Raw genomic sequence first — 16583 nt, 5'->3', positions numbered from 1 at the left:
ACGCCGGCCAGGGAGGCGAGTCGATCATGAACTTTCCGCTCCCCGACACCGTCGACGAGCTGAAGGACCTGATCGGGCGGGAGGTGTCCGCCCTGCGCTCCTCCGTACGGCGGACCGCGGAGCGGGCCCCGGACCCCGCGTCGGACGTGATCGCGCCCGTCCAGCTGCTCGCCCCCGCGTCGGCCACCGCAGCCGGACATGCGGCTGCCTCGCCGCGCTGTCTGTGCAGCATCCACGACCAGGGAGCCCCCGGCGTCTGTGCCGCGCTCGACGCCATCCCGGCATCCGCGCTGCTACTGGAGCCCCTCGTCGAGGAGGGCACGGGAACCGTGTGGGACTTCCGCATCGTCGCGGGCAACCGGATCCGGTCCGCGGACTGGCTGGAAGCGCCCGACCGGCAGGTGGGCCAGCGGTTCCTGGAGGCACGGCCCGGAGCCGCGGGCAGCGGACTGCTCGCCGCCCTCACGGACGTCCTCGCCGGAGGAACGCCACTGGAGGGCCGCGTCGTCGACTACACCGAGCAGCGCCTGGGCCGACTCCACCGCGCTCCGCTGCTCTACTCGGCCGCGCGCTGCGGAGAACAGGTCCTCGCGACCTGGCGGCCCGTACAGAGCCGGACGGAACTGCTGACCATCGACGCGCAGTACCTGGCATCGCTCGGCTGGGGCAGCTGGGACCTGCTGTCGGGGAAGGTGACCTGGTCGGAGGGGCTCAGCCGGATCTTCCACACGGAGATCCAGATGCCGTGGACGCTGGAACAGCTCTGCGACGCCCTGCTGCCGGACGACCTGACCGCCTTCGCCGAGTTCCTCACCTCCGTTCTCGCCGGCGAGGAACCCGCCTGGACCAGGATCCGGTTCCTCGTCCTGGGCGAGGTGCGCACGCTCGACCTGATGGGACGCCCGGTCGCCGGCACCGACGGCCGGCCGTGGGCGGTCAACCTGGTGGCCCGCGACCTCACGCCGCAGATACGCAGCCGGCGCCGGCTCGCCGAGACGGAGCGCGAGTCGGACCGGCTGCGCCGCCAGGCGCAGGCAGAGCGCCGGGTCGCCGACGCCATGCGCGAGGCGCTGCTGCCCACGCACTCCGAGGCCCTGGCCGCCGTAGGCCTGACCGTGGCGGCGTCGTACCGGCCCGCAGAGCCGGACGCGGCGGTGGGCGGCGACTGGTACAAGTGCCGGCTGCTGCCGGACGGCAAGGTCCTCGTGGCCATCGGTGACGCCGCCGGGCACGGCCTGGAGGCGGTGGCGCGGATGTCCCAGCAGCGCCACGCCCTGGCCGGGCTGGCGCAGACCGGTGCCTCGGCCGGGGAGATCACGACCTGGCTGAACGAGCTGGTGTGCAGCGAGCCCTCGGGCCAGACCGCCACGGTGATCGCCGGGCACATCGACGAGGACCGCGTCCTGCACTGGGCCGACGCCGGCCACCCCGCGCCCCTGCTGCTGCGCCAGGGGCGGGCCGAGCCGCTGCACGCCGACCAGCGCGGCCCGCTGCTCGGCGCCCTGCCCGGGTACGCGTACGAGACCCGCGACACCCCGCTCCGACGGGGCGACCTGCTCCTGCTGTACACCGACGGCATCGTCGAACGCAGAGGAGAGGACGTCACCGAGGGCATCGCGCGCCTCGCCGACGCCATGACCCACTCCGACGGCAACGAGCCCGGAAAGCTGATCGAGGGGATCCTGGCGACGCCGGATCAGGCCGGCCACGAAGACGACGCCTGCATGCTCGCGATCCGCGTGGGCTGACCCCGCGTAAGCACCTGCGTGGTTCGGCTCGTACCGGCGGAGGTTTCCTGGAATAGTCGTCGCGTGGTCCGTACACCTGACCCCGCAGACCGGACGCCGCTGACTACGCAGGAGTACGAGGCGGTGAGCGCCGCCGTCTCGACGGGCGCCGGACGCTGGGCCGGCGGACAGCCGTGCACGCTCAACTCGCTGATCGCGGCCTGGGGAGACGTCGTGGCCGAGGTGGAAGACGGCTATTCCTGGTGTGCGCCAGAGCTCGACAACGACCTCTGGTGCCGGGACGCGCTGGCGAGGGTCTGGCCACACTTGCCGCCGCGGGTGGCGGCGCTCCGCCTCCCCGAACTCGCCGAACTGGACCGCCGCTTCCGCGCGGCCACGACATCCTGGCCGGGCGAAGGCGACGAGAACCAGCGCTGGTGGCATCGGCGGGTTCCGCGCACGCTGGCAGCCGAAGCAGGAGGGCAACGCCTGCGAGGCTGGCCGTCGGGCTGGGGGATGCTGCCTTTTCCCAAGCCGGGGTGCGTACGCGTCGTCGAGTGACGGCGAGGATGGGGCGAAATGGCCTGCGGGCGCACGCCAGACCACACACCAGACCCGCCAGACCACTCGCCAGACCACACGCTGTGGCACTCCGACACGTGATCACGGACCCGTAGGTGGGCGGCATCGCCGACTCGCGTCGGAAACCGACGTCGGAGACCTGCCCTGGCCGATTGGACCTAGGCTGCGCTCTCGCTCGCAGCGACGCGGCGGCCCTGGCCGACGCGCTCGGCGGGAAGCCCGCGCAGGGTCGATGGACAAGTTTGCCGACGATCCGCACTCGACCTGCCTCTGAACTCCGATAGAAGGTCAAGACAGGGTCGGCCGACGTCGACGGCCCCCGGTGGCCGGCCTCAGGCCGGCTTGCGCCACACGGAGATGTGTTTCGTGGAGTCCTGGGTGAACGGAGACCCGTCCCAGTCCGAGACGCGACGTTCGAGCTCGAGGCCGGCGATCCGCGCCATCAGGTCGAGCTCCGCCGGCCAGGCGTACCGGTGCCGGGAGTTGTCGCGGCGGTAGTGGCCGTCGTCGCCGTCGCGGGTGAAGTGGTGTGAGACGAGCATCTGCTCGACCAGGTCGAAGGTGTCGAACCCGAGATGCTGCTCGGAGACGTCGAACGGCACCGCGACCTGGCCGGGCGGCAGGAGCCGCAGCGGCGGCACGCCCAGCTCGATGACGAACCGGCCGCCGGGCTCGAGATGCCGTGCGGCGTTGCGGAAGCACTCGACCTGCTCGTCCTGCGTGAGCAGGTTTGTGATGGTGTTGTAGACGAGGTAGACCAGGGTGAACCCGCCGGGGACGACGGTGGTGGCCATGTCCCCGATGGCTACCGGGAGCGTGTCCTCGTCGACCTTGCGCCGCAGCACCGCCGCCATGTGCTCGGACAGTTCGATGCCCACCACCGGGACGCCGCGTTCCCGGAGCGGGACTCCCACCCGTCCGGTTCCGATGGCGAACTCCAGCGCCCGGCCGTCTCCGGCGAGCTCGGCGAGGAAGGCGAGGGTCGGTCCGAGAGCGGCGGCCGAGGACGCTTCGGCCTCCTCGGCGTCGTAGCGGTCGGCGGTCGCGCGGGTCCACAGTTCACTGCTCGTCACGGGTGGCCACTGTGCCGGGCGCCGAGGGGCGCTGTCGACGCATTTACGTTCTCCCCGGCTCGGCCTGCACCGCCCCCACGACTCGTCGTCGCCTTGCCAGGGCTTCGGCCGAGCCGCCCCGCACCCGCATCATCAGTCCCGGAGTGATCCGACCACCTTGAACATCACCTTGTCAGGAGTTCTCAGCCTTGATCGGTGCGGCCGACCTGGCGGCCTGCTCGATCTTCGCGCAGTAGGCCGCACGGGCTTCCAGGTCGATCTGCTGCTCGTATTCGGGGCGCAGCCCGGTCCGGCCGTCGAGGCTCTCGCGCAGGATATCGGCGTGCCCGGCATGCCGGTTGGACTCGCCGAGGACGTGGACCATGACGGCGAACAGGTTGGTGTTGGGACGAGGCTCCGGCCACCACGGCACGTGGCCTGGGGCGTCGAGGGGAAGCTCGCTGATCGTCGCGTCCGAGTGTTCCCACGTGCGCCGGCAGAACCCGATGATCTGATCGCGGGTCTCGTCCTCCGTCGCCCACTGATCGCTGCCGTCGTGGTCCTGCCAGCGGGGCAGCGGTTCCGGGGAAGGGCGGTCGAAGACCTCGCCGAAGTACCTGGCCTCCACGGTGGCCACGTGTTTGACCAGGCCGAGGAGGTTGGTCCCGGTCGCCGTCAAAGGTCGACGGGCGTCGTATTCGGACAAGCCGTCGAGTTTCCAGAGCAGCGCCTTCCGATCCCGCCGCAGTCTCCCGTGCAGGTTGTCCTTCGCGAATTCATCGATCATGCGGCATGAGCCTGCCATGGGCTGCTCGCGGTCTCAAGATCGCGTACATGGTCCGCAACCGCTCGCAGAGCCGAGACCCGGCCGTGGCCACCGCCCTGACCCGCTACGAGAAGCGGCCAAGGCGGTGGTCTCGAAGCGGGAGGTATTGACTACTCAGAGTGTGCAGATAGTGTCTCTCTGTAATGATCCACTGGGGTGCGGACGGCGCACCGCAATTGAACAGGGGCCCCACTCATGCGTATTCGACTCGCCACCACCGCCGTCATGCTCGCCCTGACGGGCGTGTTCGGCCCGGGGACGGCATCGCCGGCCGGGGCGGCCGACTACTTCGAGATCCGCACCGACCTGGACGGCCGCTGTCTGACCTCCAACGGTGACAATGTGGAGGTCCGCAGCTGCGCAGGGGTCGGGAGCCAGCTGTGGTTCTGGGAGGGCCGCAAGCTGCGGAACCTCGCCGAACGCCACTGCCTGGACGTCCGCAACGGCGAACTCAACGCCCCCGCCCAGGTCGTGGGCGACTGCCACGGGCAGGCCAACCAGCGGTGGGACGTCGTGGGTCGTCAGCTCGTGACCCAGGTCAACAACCAGTGCCTGAGCATCCAGAATGCCGGGGACCCGAGCCAGGGCGCCGGCATCAACCTCCGCGACTGCACGGGCGCCGCCTGGCAGCGCTGGGACGTTTCCCTTCCGCCTGCCTAGCTCGCTGAAATGGCATGGCCGGCGCAGAACCCGGGTAGCCTGCGCCGGCTGCCGCACGAGAACGCGTTCCTCGGCAGCTCGGGGTGCCGGGTCTCGTAGCACGCGCAGGGAATCCGTGACCACGGGTCATGCTGGCTGGATCGTGTCGTCGGCCCCGCGACCACCTCGGGTTCGCCCTTCCCGTCCGCTCACCGGCGCGCGAACCGCCACAGAGAGCCGCCCTCAGTGCATCCGCCCGCCCACCCGCTTCGTGCGCGAGCGATGAGTTCGGGCGGCGGAACAGGTCTGTCTTGACATGACACGCATCATCGCTGACATCTCCGTCTCGCTCGACGGGTTCGTCACCGGCCCCGACCCGAGCCTGGACAACGGTCTGGGTACGGGAGGCGACGCCCTGCACACGTGGGCGTTCTCCGACGACGCCGACGACCGCCGGGTCCTGCGCGAGGGCACCGCCCGCTCGGGCGCCGTCGTCCTGGGCCGCCACCTCTTCGACATCGTCGACGGGCCGCAGGGCTGGGACGACACGACCGGCTACGGCGCCGGCGAGGTCGGCAAGCCCGCGTTCGTCGTCGTGACGAGCTCGCCGCCACAGGAGGTGCGGACGGCCGGCCTCGACTGGACGTTCGTCACCACCGGTCTGCCCGACGCCGTCACCGCCGCGCGCGAGCGAGCCGCGGCGGCGTCGTCGCACAGCGGCAAGGACCTCGACGTCGTCCTCATGGGCGGCGGCGCCACGATTCGCTCTGCGCTCGACGCCGGGCTGGTCGACGTACTGACGCTGCACCTCGCGCCCGTCGTGCTGGGCGCCGGGACACCACTGTTCACCGGCGGCGCGCCGCACACGCTGGTGCAGCGGAGCGTGACCTCGACCTCGACCGCGACGCACCTGACCTACGACGTACTCCGGTGATCCGATGACCACAGTCAACGCCAATGGGATCTCTTTGAGCATCGATTCGTTCGGTGACACCGACGCGCCACTCGTCCTGCTCGCGGGCGGGACGACGATGCTCTCCTGGCCCGACGCGCTGTGCGAACGCCTCGCCGCCGGCGGGCGCCGCGTGGTGCGCTACGACCTGCGTGACAGCGGGCAGTCGACCACGAAGGACCCCGAGGCGCCCGCCTACACCCTGCGCGACCTCGCAGCCGACGCGGCGGCCCTGGCCGACGCGCTCGGCGGGAGGCCCGCACACCTGGCGGGGACCGGCGTCGGAGGGATGGTCGCCCAGGTGGCGGTGCTCGACCATCCGGGCGCGTTCTCGGCGCTCACCCTGGTCGGCACCCGAGCCGTTGCCCCCGGCCCGACCGACGACGACCTTCCCGACCATGACCAGGAGACGATGAGCCGCCTGTTCGCGCGTCCGATGCCGGACTGGACCGACCGCGAGGCAGTCGCGGAGTTCGTGGCCGCCGGCGCGGAGACCCTCGGCGACGACCCCGTCGTCGCGCGCGCAATCGCCGCGCGCATCTGGGACCGCACGCCCGGAACCGCACCGCCGGTCCAGATGGCCAACCAAATGGGCACGGTGTTCTCCAGGCTCGACTGCACACCCCGCTGGCGCGAGCGCCTGCCTGAGATCGAGGTCCCCACGCTCGTCGTCCACGGCCGGCGCAACCGGTTCTTCCCCGTCGCCAACGGCGAGGTGCTCGCACGAGAGATCCCCGGGGCGCGGCTGCTCGTCCTCGAGGAGGCCGCCACCGCGATCCCTGAGGCGGCCGTCGGCGAGATCACCGAGGCGATGCTCACGCTCGGATAGCCGCCGGCCGATGCGACACGGACCTGAGCTCCACGCAGAGTGGACGTGACGTCGGAGGCCGGCCCTGCCGTGCGCCCGTGATCGGCAGGATTCCCACAGGAGTCATGGATGATCAGAGCCGCCGAGGGGCGTTCGCAGCTGGCGGAGACGGGAGACGGGGTCCGGCAAAGGGGAGACGGGGGACGGGCCGGGGGCCGGAGGGGCGAGCCGTAGGCACGAGCCTGAGCCGGGGGCCGTGCTCGGTCAGTCGCAGATTCCGAAATGCAGGATGGTGGCCCAGTCGCTGGTGACCAGCAGCAAGTTGCGCCACCACATGTCGCCCATGTGCGGGCCGTCGACGTCGCCGGAAACCCGGACCGGCCCGAGATGCGCTTCGATGAGGTCGGCGACGCCATCGGCGAGTTCCCCCGCCTGCCGGATCTCAGCGGACGGACGCAGGTTGCGGTCGGAGTACCTGTACGCAGGTTGCATGAACCCTTCGGTGACCTGTCGACGCAGAACGTCTCGCCAGGCACGTGGTGCCTCGAACGGGTCGACCGACGCGCTCACCTGGTGTCCACCGGCCGCTGCGTCGCAAACGGCTTGAGCGAGACCCTTCATCCAGTCATGACCGGATGTGGTCCCGGCCACTGGGACCACAGGCAACAGGTATATGGACGACACGTGGTTGCAGTCGTCGAGCAACTCCTCGAGCGGTTCAGCCGCGGCTGACACCGCGTCTGGAGCGTCGAGTGGGTTCAGCATGGATGTCCGGGTCCTCTGTGCGGGTCTGGGCTTCGGCCGCTCTGCGCTTCGGCCGCTCTGCGCTTCGGCCGCTCTGCGCTTCGGCCGCTCTGCGCTTCGGCGGCTCTGCGCTTCGGTGTCAGTGTGGCAGCTGTGCCCGTCCATGCTCCGAGGTTTTCGGGCCGGGATCAGGGCCAGGGCCGAAGCCCCGGCCCTGGCCCCGCGTGCCGGTCGCGCCAGGGGGCGCGTGGCGTGACGCGCGCAACCGATTGCCTTTGGAATATGCCGATCCCTCTGCATGTCTACTCGTCCCTGCTCCATCGTGGATGAGGGGCGGCCCGAATGGGCCGTCTCTACACGGACGAGGGAGGGCCTGCTCGATGAGCTGGAAGCGTGACGGTTTCGAGTCGCACGAGGGCGAGGTCGGCGTGCTGCTCGCGGACGGCAGCGAGCCGGGGCCGGTCTACTTCGACATGGGAAGCGGCGGCTACTTCCACGAATCGACGGACTGGTGGGCCTACACCGGCCAGTTACGCAGGCCGACCGCCACGTCGATGCGAGGCCGCTGCGCGTGCGGATGGCGCGGCACGCGCACCTTCCCGATCGACTGGCAGAAGGTCGACCGCGACGACCTGTCCTCCTACGACGTCTCCGGGCCCGAAGCGGACTGGGAGGCTCACCTGGACGAGGTGGCTGCGCGCACGGTGCCGCTGCCCGAGGACGTTGCCGACCTGCTGAGCCGACTGCACCAACGCCTGGACGAGCTGGTCGAGGACCACCCTCTCGTCGTGCTGAAGGTCGCGAACGAACTCGAATCGGCCGTTGCCCTCTTCGGCCCCCTGGCCACGAGGTTCCTCAGCGGCGGGGAGCAGGACGCGATCGCCCAGGTCGCCGTAGCGCTCGGCATGACCGAGAAGGCCGCCGGCTCCCGCCTGCGGCACTACCGGTACTTGACGTTCTGATCGCCGACCTTGGCACGTAGCGCTGATCGCGGATTCGCGTCAGGGCCTCGCCTACGTCGTTGCACGTCACGCCCACGCCCAGTGCGCACTCGCGGCGCGTTCGTGCCGGCCCTCCCGTCCGTCTCACCGACGAAGGACTGGACGAAGGACTGGAAGGCGGGGCCGGAGGGCGGTGGTGACGCGATGCTCGGCCCGCGCGGGTGACCTGGCCGGGCATCTGGCCTAGCCGCTGCCGCGCGGTCGCCGGGGCTTGGTGTGGGCCGCGCACAGTGGAACGGTGGATGTCGAGCTGATCGCCGATGAGCTGTACGGGCTCAAGCCGTCGGAGTTCACCGCGGCGCGGGACGCCTACGTGGCCGAGGCCCGCAGAGCGAAGGAGCCCGCTACCGCGAAGGCGATCGCCGCGCTGCGCCGCCCCCCGCTCGCGGCGTGGGCCGCGAATCTCCTGGCCCGTCAGCGCGCCGAGGAGGCCGGCCAGTTCCTGACGCTCGGGGAGACCTTGCGGCAGGCACACCGCACCCTCGACGCCGAGCAGCTGCGGGCGGCGAGCCGCCGGCGGCACCAGCTGGTCACCGCGCTCGCCCACACGGCCGCCGTCCTGGCCCAGGAGGCCGGGCAGCCGGTCAGCGACACGGTGCTGCGCGAGATCGAGCAGATCCTCCACGGCGTACTCGCCCACCCGGACGTAGCCGAGCTGTGGGGCAAGGGCCGGTTGGCGAAGGTGCCCGAGGCCGCCGTCGGATTCGCCGCCGTCGCACCGGAGGAGGGGACCGTCCGCACGACCCCGGCGAAGAAGCCTGCGCCGAAGGAAGGGCGGGGGAGCAAGGACGAGGAGCGGGTACGCGAGGACAAGGAGCACGTACGCGAGGACAAGGAGCACGTACGCGAGGTCGAGAAGCAGCGCCTCGAGGTCGAGAAGCGGCGCCGAGAGGACGAGCAGCGGCGCCGAGAGGACGAGCAGCGGCTGCGCGAGCTCGAGCACGCCCGTGCGGCGGCAGAGGAGGCCGACACCGAGGTCGCCCGGCGCGAGCGCGAGCTCGGCGAGGCACAGCAGGCGCAGCACGCCGCCGCGACGAAGGGGGACGAAGCGGCCGATCAGATCAGCCGCCTGGAGCGTGAGCTGGAACAGGCGCGTCAGGCCGAGCGCGAGGCCACGGCCGCTGCGGCAGAGGCGGGCAGGGCGGTGAAGCGCGCACAGAGCGCCTTGCGGGAGGCCTGTCGGACCGCCGAGCGGACCGGTCGGGAAGTTCGACGTCTGGAGCAGCAGCCCGGGGCTTAGGCCTGTCGCCTGCGAGCCCGGTCCTCGTGCTGCTGTGGGCCTGTTCCCGCGGGAGAGGCAGGAGACGGCAGCCCGCACAGAGCTCGCCGCTTGTCCTGCGGACCTCTGCCGAGCCTGAGGCAGGAGCGCGTCCGCGTGCCGCGACGACCGCCGTCCGCGCCGGACTCACCCCCGGCGCCGGGATGCGTGGCCGCTCCCTCCGCTTCGGGCCGGCATCGACACCGGCTCACACACGCCCTGGACCCGCACCCCGACCACGACGCCGGCCGCGGCCGCCCCTCCCAAGTCACCGCCGTAAAACGCCTGCTCCCGGCCCGTCCTTGTCCACGACAAGCCCGGACAGGAGCAAGGCGGTAAAACCTTCAGGCCACGAGCAGGCGGAGGCCCAGCTCCGCCGCGTCGAGGGCGACGAGGTCGCGGTTGCGTTCGGCCCACCGGCCCGAGGCGAGGTCCTCGCAGAGGCTGCCGACCGCCCGCTGCTCGGCGTCCGGTCCGACTCTGGTCCATACGGAAACCGCACGGCGGACGTGCTCGTCCAAGTAAGCCTCGGGCCGGCGCCAGTGCGCCTCGAAGAAGCCGTCGGCGCAGTCCCACGGGATGAGGACCGGCTCGGCGTGACCGTCGATCGCGCGGGTCATGTCGGCCGGCGAAGGTCAATCGGTGAGGAGGCCGGCGAATTCGGGCAGGTAGTCGCGGGTGAGTCAGAACCGCTCCAGCCGGCCGGTCGTAATGGCGTCGTACGTGAACACCACCACGCGGCGGGCCACGCGCCGCATCTCGCGCAGACCGGCGATGGGGTCCGGCCAGTGGTGCACGGTGCTGACCGCCATCGCGGCGTCGAAGGACTGGTCGGCGAACGGGAGGCTCTGCGCACTGGCGGCCACGCACGGCGCCGCGTCTGCGGGACGCTGTGCCCGCATGACCGCTGACGGCTCCACCGCCGTGACGTCGCGGTCCGGGGGTTCGTAGGAGCCGGTGCCCGCGCCGACGTTCAATACGGTCCGTGCGTCCCCGAGCGCTTCCCAGATCCTCGCGGCGATCCGCGGCTCCGTGGTTCGCGTCGCCGGGTACGCGGACCCTATGGTCTCGTACAACTGCGCCCCGAAAAACTTCAGTTGCTCCTCCGGCGTCGTCCTGATCCCCAAGGCTCGTGCCTTCAGTTCCTCGTCGATGGCCCTCACCATGGCGGCGGCGCGGTCGCGTTGTTCCTGTAGGAGCCCGCGCAGTCGGCGCAGGTGCGCGACCGCGTCGGTGGCCGGGTCGTCCACCAGATTGCGGATCTTGCATGATGCCGGCATGAACACGGAAACCTGCGACCCGGCCGAGTTGGCCGCCCTCCGCGAGATCTTTGCGTCGCGTCCCGAAGCGGTGCCGCCGGCCGGCTGGGAGGCGGTGCGGTCCTTCGAGGCGGAGCACGGCATCGTGCTTCCGGAGCCGTACCGCACGTTCGTGGCGGAGGTCTGCGACGGGCTGCCCGCCGGCCCGCCCTACTACGGCCTGCTGCCCCTCGCGCAGGTCCCCGACGACTGGGACTCCGACCGCCCCGTACGCCTTCTCGCCGAGTCCTTTCCGCTCACGGCCGCGTGGCTGTGGGAGGACGACGGGGAGGAGCTGTCCGAGGAGGAGTCCGAGGCCCTTGACGACTCCCTGTCCGACCACGGCTCACTGCTGCTGGGCACCGACGGCTGCGGCATGTACTGGCACCTGGTCGTCACCGGTCCGCAGCGCGGTCACGTCTGGATGATCGACGAGAACGGCGCGATCCCCTTCGGCACCCCACCGGGCCCCTCCCTGATGCCGGGCACGCCCGGATTCACAGGCTGGGCGACCCACTGGGCCCAGGGCCGCTCCTGGTTCGCGGATACCTAAGGGCTGTCCCGCGATTCGCTCGCGCTGCGGCGGCGGACGGGTGGCTGACCGGCCACACCGGGACGCCACGAATCCGCTTGGGCCCGCGCGCGGGCGACGCGTAGCCTCTTGGCCATGTGCTACCGCGCGTTCAACGGCGCCTCCCGGCACTACGTGTGCGTCGCATGCCGGCTCTCCTTCAAGGGCAGCACGTGGCCGATCCGGAAGCGCATCTGTCCTGGCTGTCGTCGGGAGCTTGTCTTCGCCGGCTACGACTTCGCCGCGCCCCGGCGACGCGACGCGAAGGCGTGGTCCGTCGTCGCTACCGTGCTCGCGGAGGGGCTGACCTACGACCACCGCCCCGGCTGCGGCTGTTGGCGGCTCCCTTCGTTCCGCCCCCGGACCCCATCGGAGGTGCGTGTCCGCCGACGCGCGGCCGAGCAGCTGGGCCTGCCTCTGTCGGTGACCCTCGCCCGCCGCGACGCCTTCACCCCGGAGAGCTGCGACGAGCTCCCACCCTCCCCCTCGGCCGCCGAGCGCGACACGACCTGAGCGTCGCGCCGGGTGGTGTCAGACGGGGAAGACCAAGGTGCAGCACCACTCGTGAGGGTCCCGGTTCAATGACTGCAAGGCTTGGGGCGAGTCCGGTGCGAAGTCCGCCGTCGGCCGGACTACGACGATCGCGGACGGCGGCTGCCCGGGCGCCGGTCTCGTCATCCCGCACCGCCGGCCGGCCAGCCGAGACCTTGCCCGTGGAAGCAGGAGCACAGCCGTTCCCACCAACAGCTCCGCGCCCGAGTAGAGAACGTCTTCCCTCGGATGAAGACCTGGAAGATCCTCCGCGACTGCCGACTCAAGGGCGAAGGCGTGCTCGACGTGGCCGCGGACCCGTTCAGGGACAGCTTCCACGGTCCACCACGGCCCGGCCCGGCGCGTCGCCGCCCTCGCGGCGCAGCTGCCTCATCAACTTGCCGAAGGCACGCGGGCTCAGTCCGGCGAACGAGGCTATCCAGAACGGCTCAGAAGCCGTGATCACACCAGCCACGGGCGAGAACATCCCGCGGCAAGATCACTTACAGGACAATCCTCAGGGCGCCGATCACGCGATACCCGCAGTCGGATTCCCTGGATCATCTGATCGTCGGTTGTCGTCCGTCCTTCGCTGACGCCCAGTGGGCGAGGAGAACCTCCAGGCCAGGCAGTTCGCGTATGCGCAAGTCGTCGATCCGGTGAAGACGAAATGATTTGACGGCGTCGGGAGAATGCCTGGCATGGGTACAGATATAGGCGGCTTTCTCGAATATCGGGTGCCGCAAGACGATCAGGAGCCGATCTGGTACGGCGCACACGACCTCGGCTCCCTCAACGATGTCCGTAACTACGACGCGTTCGGTTGTCTCTTCGGCGTCCGCAACTACGCGAACTTCCGGTCCCTGGCCGCAGGCAGGGGCTTTCCTGCCGACGCCTCGGCCACGGTGAGTGCGCGGTTCGCCCAGCTGACCGAGTGGTATGGCGAAGACGGCTTTCACGGCACCACGTGGATCACGTGGGCCGAGGTGAAGGCCGTCGACTGGGACGAGCCCGCAGAGAAGCCCGACAGCCGGCTTCACCAATACCGCCAGACGCCGAGCGGGCTCAGGATGACGGGCAAGGCCTCCTGGAGTGGCGCGTTCGCCGAGGCTGTCGGTCTCCAAGCCGGCGAAATCCGGGATTGGCCCGAAGGAAGTGAGTGGCTCGTCGGGGACACGCTCTACAGATCAGTCACCATCCGTCGCAAAGATGCCGTCACCGGAACCGGCGAGTGGCAACCCGTCTGGGAAGCCATGAAAGAACTCGCAGAAAAGTACGGTGACGACAACGTGCGCCTCGTCGTGTGGTTCGACGACTGAGCAGGCCGTTCCGGCGGAGTCGAGTGCGGGTCGTACGCGACCAGTTGGGCTTGTCGGCCAAAATCTCATCCGGTCGTCCTGGGGCGGCCGATCGGCCGCGGCACCCGCAGGCGGGCCACCACCTTGCGGGACGGGACGGAACGAACGCGGACGCGTCACCGGCCTGGATGGGAGTGATGGCGAAGACGAGCGGGCGCCACTGGCCGTCCGCGGCGCGGTGGACCTTGGTGGTCAGTGCGCCGCGGGACCGTTCGAGGGCACGGTCATCCGGTTCGCCGACCGGGGCCCCTTTCTTCGCGGGCCCCGGCGGCGTGCTGACACAACCTCACCCGTAGGGGATGACAGGCGGACACCGAACACCGGACGGCCTCGCGCGCGCACCGGCTCGAAGATCCTTTACGGGACCGGCTTCAGGTCAGGGTCAGCCAGCGGCGGCCGTCGATGAGTTCCCGGGCTGCGTCGAGGTGACCGGCGTGGCAGGCGGTCTCGGTGATGACGTGCAGCAGGACGTCGCGCAGGGTGTGCAGATGCGGTGCACCGAACAGGTCGTGGGGCCACCAGGCCAGAGCCGTGTCGGCCCGGGTTGTGGTGATGACGGCGTCGGCCAGTTCCGTCTCCTGCCGGTATCGGTCGAGCACGGTGACGGCCGGCACCTCCGGGCCCACGTTCCACGCCTCGTCGTCCTTCGGCAGGCTACGGATGATGTCCTCGTCGCCGGCGACGACCGCGCGGAACCAGAAGCGCTCGACGTCCAGCGCGAGGTGCTGGACCAGGCCCAGGCAGTGCCATCCGGACGGCAGCACGGGCCGACGCAGCGCCTCCGCGTCGAGCCCGTCGAGGATGCCGAGAACATGGCGTCGCTGCCCGTCCAGGACCTGGAGAAGCGCCCTGACCTCGCTGTCCGGAGTCGTCGTCTCGCTCGTCACGTGGTTCACGGCCATCCCCTCCTCGATGCCGGATCGTCCGCGACCGGTCACTTCCGCCAGAACAGGTGGTGCGTCACGCCGCTCGGGCTCGGGACGACGTCGAGGTGGAAACGGTCGAGCAGCTCGTCGGGGGAGTCCCAGAGCCGCAGGCCGGACCCCAGCGTCACCGGGGAGACGGCCACGTGCATGGTGTCGACGAGGTCGGCGTCGAGGAACTGCCGGATGGTCGTGACCCCGCCGCCGAGCCGGACGTCCTTGCCCTGCGCCGCTTCCCGGGCCTGCTCGAGGACGGTGACCGGGTCACCGTCGACGAAGTGGAACGTGGTGTCGGAGAGCGTGAAGGAAGGACGCTTGTGGTGCGTCATGACGAACACCGGTGTACGGAACGGCGGTTCGTCGCCCCACCAGCCGCGCCACTCCTCGTCCTTCCAGGGGCCCCGCTGGGGGCCGAACTTGTTGCGGCCCATGATCTCGGCGCCGATGTTCCGGCTGAAGTCCCGGGTCAGGTAGTCGTCGAGGCCTCGGCTGCCGCCGGGTTCGGTGCGCATGGGCCAGCTCGCCGTTGCGCCGGCCCAGGCGAACAGTCGCCCGGGATCGACGTGACCGAACGGACGCTCGAGACTCTGGTCCTCGCCCGCGCCGATCCCGTCGCTCGAGACGTTGAAGTTCTGGACCCTCAGCAGCTGCTCCGTGGCCATGTGCTCCTCCTGTGTTGTCGACAACGCTGGTAAGACCGTCCGGATCACGAAAACTCATCGGCGCTGCCGTGACCGGCCGCAAACGGTCTGCTCGGTGCCGCCGTGACCGGCCGCAAACGAGCCGCCGCGAGTGCGACGGGCGGAGAACCGTCGGTCAAGGGCTGCCTCCGGGGCCGACTCCACGGCTGATGGTGCGGGTCACCCCGGCGAACACGGTGGTGGCCAGTACCCAGCCGGCGACGACGAGGCCGTAGGCAAGGGTCTGGTACCAGCCGCGCGGGGCGAATGCCTGCTCCTGGCCGAAGGAAATCACGGGGAGCAGCAGGTCGAGGGTGAAGAACACGGGGTGGAACTCGGGTGCCTCGTCCGGCTTGAGCGGTGGCGGGTGGTGCAGCCCGTAGACGACCGAACCGACGGCGAGGAGCGACAGGAGCCAGAAGCCCGCGAGCAGGGGCCGGAAGCCGTAGCCGACGGTGGCTTCCTGGAGGTGTCCCCAGATCCGGCCGAGCCAGGGCAGGGTGCGGCGGTGCCGCCGGAGTTTGGCGAGCTGCACGACGCGGGCGGCGTGGTCGTCACCGACCCTGAGGAAGGACCCCGTGAGCTGTTCGTAGCCGTGGGGCAGGTACCCCTCGCTCTCGTTGTGCAGCATGGGAAGGCGGCGCTCCGCGGGCTCGTGCGGAGTCAGGGTCGTGTAGAGGAGACCGTTCAGCATCACCTCGTCCGGCAGCACGTCGGGTTCCAGGAACAGCACGTCGACCTGGGAGCGGCGCAGGTTCAGAGCGCCTTGCATGGGCGGTCCTTTGCGCAGCCAGAGCTCGCCGATGGCGCAGCTGCTCGCGCGCAGCGCCGTGCCGCCCGGGTTCGAAAGCTGCGCGTAGGACAGGTCGAGCCGCCCCGGGACGCGGGCGCCCCGCAGGCCGATCCAGCCCTCGACGTGGACGTGCCGCATGAGGAGATCGCTGCCCACGGTGAGGGTCTGCGCGTCGAGGGCGGCGCCGGACGGGTGGTGGAGCGTTGCCCTGTCGAGGGTGACGGACCCGGCGACCGAGGCGCCGCTGAGACGTACCTCCCCGCGCGTTCGCAGGCCGGGCGCGTACAGGTTGTCGCCGATCGTCGCGTGGCCGAGACGCAGCGCGGGCCACTCGGTGGTGTCCGGCGGGCTGATGTCGCACCCGTTCATGAACAGCGCCCCCTCGATCCGGGCCCCGCCGAGCCGCACCAGCCCGCCGAACCGGCAGTCGGACAGCTGCACCATGCCCTCCACGTGCACGGTGGCGGCGGCCAGGCCGGGCAGGACGGAGCCGCTCAGGTTCAGCTGGCGCAGCCTGGCGGCGTAGAGCAGAGGCGTGTCTTCGAAGTAGCAGTCGTTCAGGTGCAGTGCGTGCTCGATCGTGCCGTGGGCGAGGTCGAGGGTCCCGGTGATCCGCGCGCCGGCGAGTCTGAGGGCGGGTATCTCCGTCTCCTGGAGCGGGCCGCCGAGGAGCAGGGCCCGCAGCACCTCGGCGCGTACGGTCCGCTGCGGACCCCAGTCCGCACCGCCTGCCGCGTCCTCGTCGTCGGCCGTACGCAGGTCGACGGAGGCCCCTTTGGGGAAGGCGTGCCACACCCTCAGTTCGGCGGGAGAAAGATCATTCGTGTCCACCTGCCGTGA

The 16583-nt window shown here is 70.6% G+C and carries 16 protein-coding genes and 4 pseudogenes; 11 read left to right on the top strand and 9 right to left on the bottom strand.

Translation table 11 applies throughout. The annotated features are described in order from the left end of the window. Positions 1-26 precede the first annotated feature (26 nt). Complete coding sequence (locus ACFY8W_RS23910) at positions 27-1748, top strand: SpoIIE family protein phosphatase (protein ID WP_391108648.1); 1722 nt, start codon at positions 27-29, stop codon at positions 1746-1748. Between the two features lie 123 nt (positions 1749-1871). Continuing rightward, positions 1872-2288, top strand: a complete 417-nt coding sequence (locus ACFY8W_RS23905) for a hypothetical protein (RefSeq protein ID WP_391108645.1) — start codon at positions 1872-1874, stop codon at positions 2286-2288. 353 nt (positions 2289-2641) lie between these two features. Here ACFY8W_RS23905 and ACFY8W_RS23900 read toward each other — a convergent pair whose 3' ends face one another. Both ACFY8W_RS23900 and ACFY8W_RS23895 read right to left on the bottom strand, forming a co-directional pair. Then, entirely contained in the window at positions 2642-3382 is a 741-nt protein-coding gene (locus tag ACFY8W_RS23900) for a methyltransferase domain-containing protein (RefSeq protein ID WP_391108642.1), read from the bottom strand. Between the two features lie 172 nt (positions 3383-3554). Further along, a complete protein-coding gene (locus ACFY8W_RS23895) occupies positions 3555-4148 on the bottom strand; it encodes a DUF664 domain-containing protein (RefSeq protein ID WP_391108639.1) in 594 nt (197 codons plus the stop codon). A gap of 234 nt (positions 4149-4382) precedes the next feature. Between ACFY8W_RS23895 and ACFY8W_RS23890 the strand changes: the two genes are divergently transcribed. The 3 genes from ACFY8W_RS23890 (at position 4383) to ACFY8W_RS23880 (ending at position 6607) form a co-directional block, all read left to right on the top strand. Then, the gene (locus tag ACFY8W_RS23890) at positions 4383-4847 is read left to right on the top strand and encodes a ricin-type beta-trefoil lectin domain protein (protein WP_391108637.1); all 465 of its coding nucleotides are present in this window, start codon (positions 4383-4385) and stop codon (positions 4845-4847) included. A gap of 295 nt (positions 4848-5142) precedes the next feature. Beyond that, positions 5143-5760 (top strand): dihydrofolate reductase family protein, encoded by a 618-nt coding sequence (locus ACFY8W_RS23885; protein WP_391108635.1) that lies wholly within the window; start codon positions 5143-5145, stop codon positions 5758-5760. Between the two features lie 4 nt (positions 5761-5764). After that, positions 5765-6607: an alpha/beta fold hydrolase gene (locus ACFY8W_RS23880; protein WP_391108632.1), complete on the top strand. Its 843-nt coding sequence runs from the start codon at positions 5765-5767 to the stop codon at positions 6605-6607. 243 nt (positions 6608-6850) lie between these two features. Here the strand turns inward: ACFY8W_RS23880 and ACFY8W_RS23875 are convergent, their stop codons facing one another. Continuing rightward, a complete protein-coding gene (locus ACFY8W_RS23875; protein ID WP_391108629.1) occupies positions 6851-7351 on the bottom strand; it encodes a hypothetical protein in 501 nt (166 codons plus the stop codon). 359 nt (positions 7352-7710) lie between these two features. On the opposite strand from ACFY8W_RS23875, the gene ACFY8W_RS23870 reads away from it, so the two are divergent. Then, positions 7711-8292, top strand: coding sequence for a hypothetical protein (locus tag ACFY8W_RS23870; RefSeq protein WP_391108626.1), 582 nt, complete (start codon positions 7711-7713; stop codon positions 8290-8292). A 277-nt stretch (positions 8293-8569) separates the two neighbouring features. Further along, positions 8570-9571, top strand: a complete 1002-nt coding sequence (locus tag ACFY8W_RS23865) for a hypothetical protein (RefSeq protein ID WP_391108623.1) — start codon at positions 8570-8572, stop codon at positions 9569-9571. A 362-nt stretch (positions 9572-9933) separates the two neighbouring features. Here ACFY8W_RS23865 and ACFY8W_RS23860 read toward each other — a convergent pair. Then, positions 9934-10854, bottom strand: a pseudogene (locus ACFY8W_RS23860) (class I SAM-dependent methyltransferase); the annotation flags it as partial. 13 nt (positions 10855-10867) lie between these two features. Between ACFY8W_RS23860 and ACFY8W_RS23855 the strand changes: the two are divergent. From ACFY8W_RS23855 to ACFY8W_RS23845, 3 genes and pseudogenes are all read left to right on the top strand, one after another. Continuing rightward, positions 10868-11440, top strand: coding sequence for an SMI1/KNR4 family protein (locus tag ACFY8W_RS23855; protein ID WP_391108620.1), 573 nt, complete (start codon positions 10868-10870; stop codon positions 11438-11440). A gap of 114 nt (positions 11441-11554) precedes the next feature. Next, complete coding sequence (locus ACFY8W_RS23850) at positions 11555-11971, top strand: hypothetical protein (RefSeq protein WP_391108617.1); 417 nt, start codon at positions 11555-11557, stop codon at positions 11969-11971. Between the two features lie 67 nt (positions 11972-12038). After that, positions 12039-12289 (top strand): annotated as a pseudogene (locus ACFY8W_RS23845) (transposase family protein); the annotation flags it as partial. 23 nt (positions 12290-12312) lie between these two features. On the opposite strand, the pseudogene ACFY8W_RS23840 reads toward ACFY8W_RS23845, so the two are convergent. Next, positions 12313-12464: pseudogene (locus ACFY8W_RS23840) on the bottom strand (IS5/IS1182 family transposase); the annotation flags it as partial. Between the two features lie 226 nt (positions 12465-12690). Here ACFY8W_RS23840 and ACFY8W_RS23835 point away from each other — a divergent pair. Further along, positions 12691-13308, top strand: a complete 618-nt coding sequence (locus ACFY8W_RS23835) for a hypothetical protein (RefSeq protein ID WP_391108615.1) — start codon at positions 12691-12693, stop codon at positions 13306-13308. A gap of 1 nt (position 13309) precedes the next feature. Here ACFY8W_RS23835 and ACFY8W_RS23830 read toward each other — a convergent pair. The 4 genes and pseudogenes from ACFY8W_RS23830 to ACFY8W_RS23815 form a co-directional block, all read right to left on the bottom strand. Beyond that, a pseudogene (locus ACFY8W_RS23830) lies at positions 13310-13634 on the bottom strand (IS5/IS1182 family transposase); the annotation flags it as partial. Between the two features lie 84 nt (positions 13635-13718). Further along, positions 13719-14234, bottom strand: a complete 516-nt coding sequence (locus tag ACFY8W_RS23825; RefSeq protein ID WP_391109645.1) for a DUF664 domain-containing protein — start codon at positions 14232-14234, stop codon at positions 13719-13721. A 47-nt stretch (positions 14235-14281) separates the two neighbouring features. After that, the gene (locus tag ACFY8W_RS23820; protein WP_391108612.1) at positions 14282-14932 is read right to left on the bottom strand and encodes a dihydrofolate reductase family protein; all 651 of its coding nucleotides are present in this window, start codon (positions 14930-14932) and stop codon (positions 14282-14284) included. Between the two features lie 154 nt (positions 14933-15086). Continuing rightward, positions 15087-16574 (bottom strand): membrane-associated oxidoreductase, encoded by a 1488-nt coding sequence (locus tag ACFY8W_RS23815; RefSeq protein ID WP_391108609.1) that lies wholly within the window; start codon positions 16572-16574, stop codon positions 15087-15089. Between the last annotated feature and the right edge of the window lie 9 nt (positions 16575-16583).

The sequence above is a fragment of the Streptomyces sp. NPDC012637 genome (assembly GCF_042954805.1).
Classification (GTDB): Bacteria; Actinomycetota; Actinomycetes; order Streptomycetales; family Streptomycetaceae; genus Streptomyces.
The sequence above is the reverse complement of the archived record's forward strand: the minus strand, read 5'-3'. Positions and strand labels throughout refer to the sequence as shown.

Bases quoted from the DNA above. Each gene is read 5' to 3' on its own strand.
- ACFY8W_RS23855 (WP_391108620.1), top strand. From the start codon at position 10,868: ATGAACACGGAAACCTGCGACCCGGCCGAGTTGGCCGCCCTCCGCGAG.
- ACFY8W_RS23910 (WP_391108648.1), top strand. From the start codon at position 27: ATGAACTTTCCGCTCCCCGACACCGTCGACGAGCTGAAGGACCTGATC.
- ACFY8W_RS23880 (WP_391108632.1), top strand. From the start codon at position 5,765: ATGACCACAGTCAACGCCAATGGGATCTCTTTGAGCATCGATTCGTTC.
- ACFY8W_RS23870 (WP_391108626.1), top strand. From the start codon at position 7,711: ATGAGCTGGAAGCGTGACGGTTTCGAGTCGCACGAGGGCGAGGTCGGC.
- ACFY8W_RS23850 (WP_391108617.1), top strand. From the start codon at position 11,555: ATGTGCTACCGCGCGTTCAACGGCGCCTCCCGGCACTACGTGTGCGTC.
- ACFY8W_RS23820 (WP_391108612.1), bottom strand. From the start codon at position 14,932: ATGGCCACGGAGCAGCTGCTGAGGGTCCAGAACTTCAACGTCTCGAGC.
- ACFY8W_RS23885 (WP_391108635.1), top strand. From the start codon at position 5,143: ATGACACGCATCATCGCTGACATCTCCGTCTCGCTCGACGGGTTCGTC.
- ACFY8W_RS23895 (WP_391108639.1), bottom strand. From the start codon at position 4,148: ATGATCGATGAATTCGCGAAGGACAACCTGCACGGGAGACTGCGGCGG.
- ACFY8W_RS23835 (WP_391108615.1), top strand. From the start codon at position 12,691: ATGGGTACAGATATAGGCGGCTTTCTCGAATATCGGGTGCCGCAAGAC.
- ACFY8W_RS23890 (WP_391108637.1), top strand. From the start codon at position 4,383: ATGCGTATTCGACTCGCCACCACCGCCGTCATGCTCGCCCTGACGGGC.
- ACFY8W_RS23875 (WP_391108629.1), bottom strand. From the start codon at position 7,351: ATGCTGAACCCACTCGACGCTCCAGACGCGGTGTCAGCCGCGGCTGAA.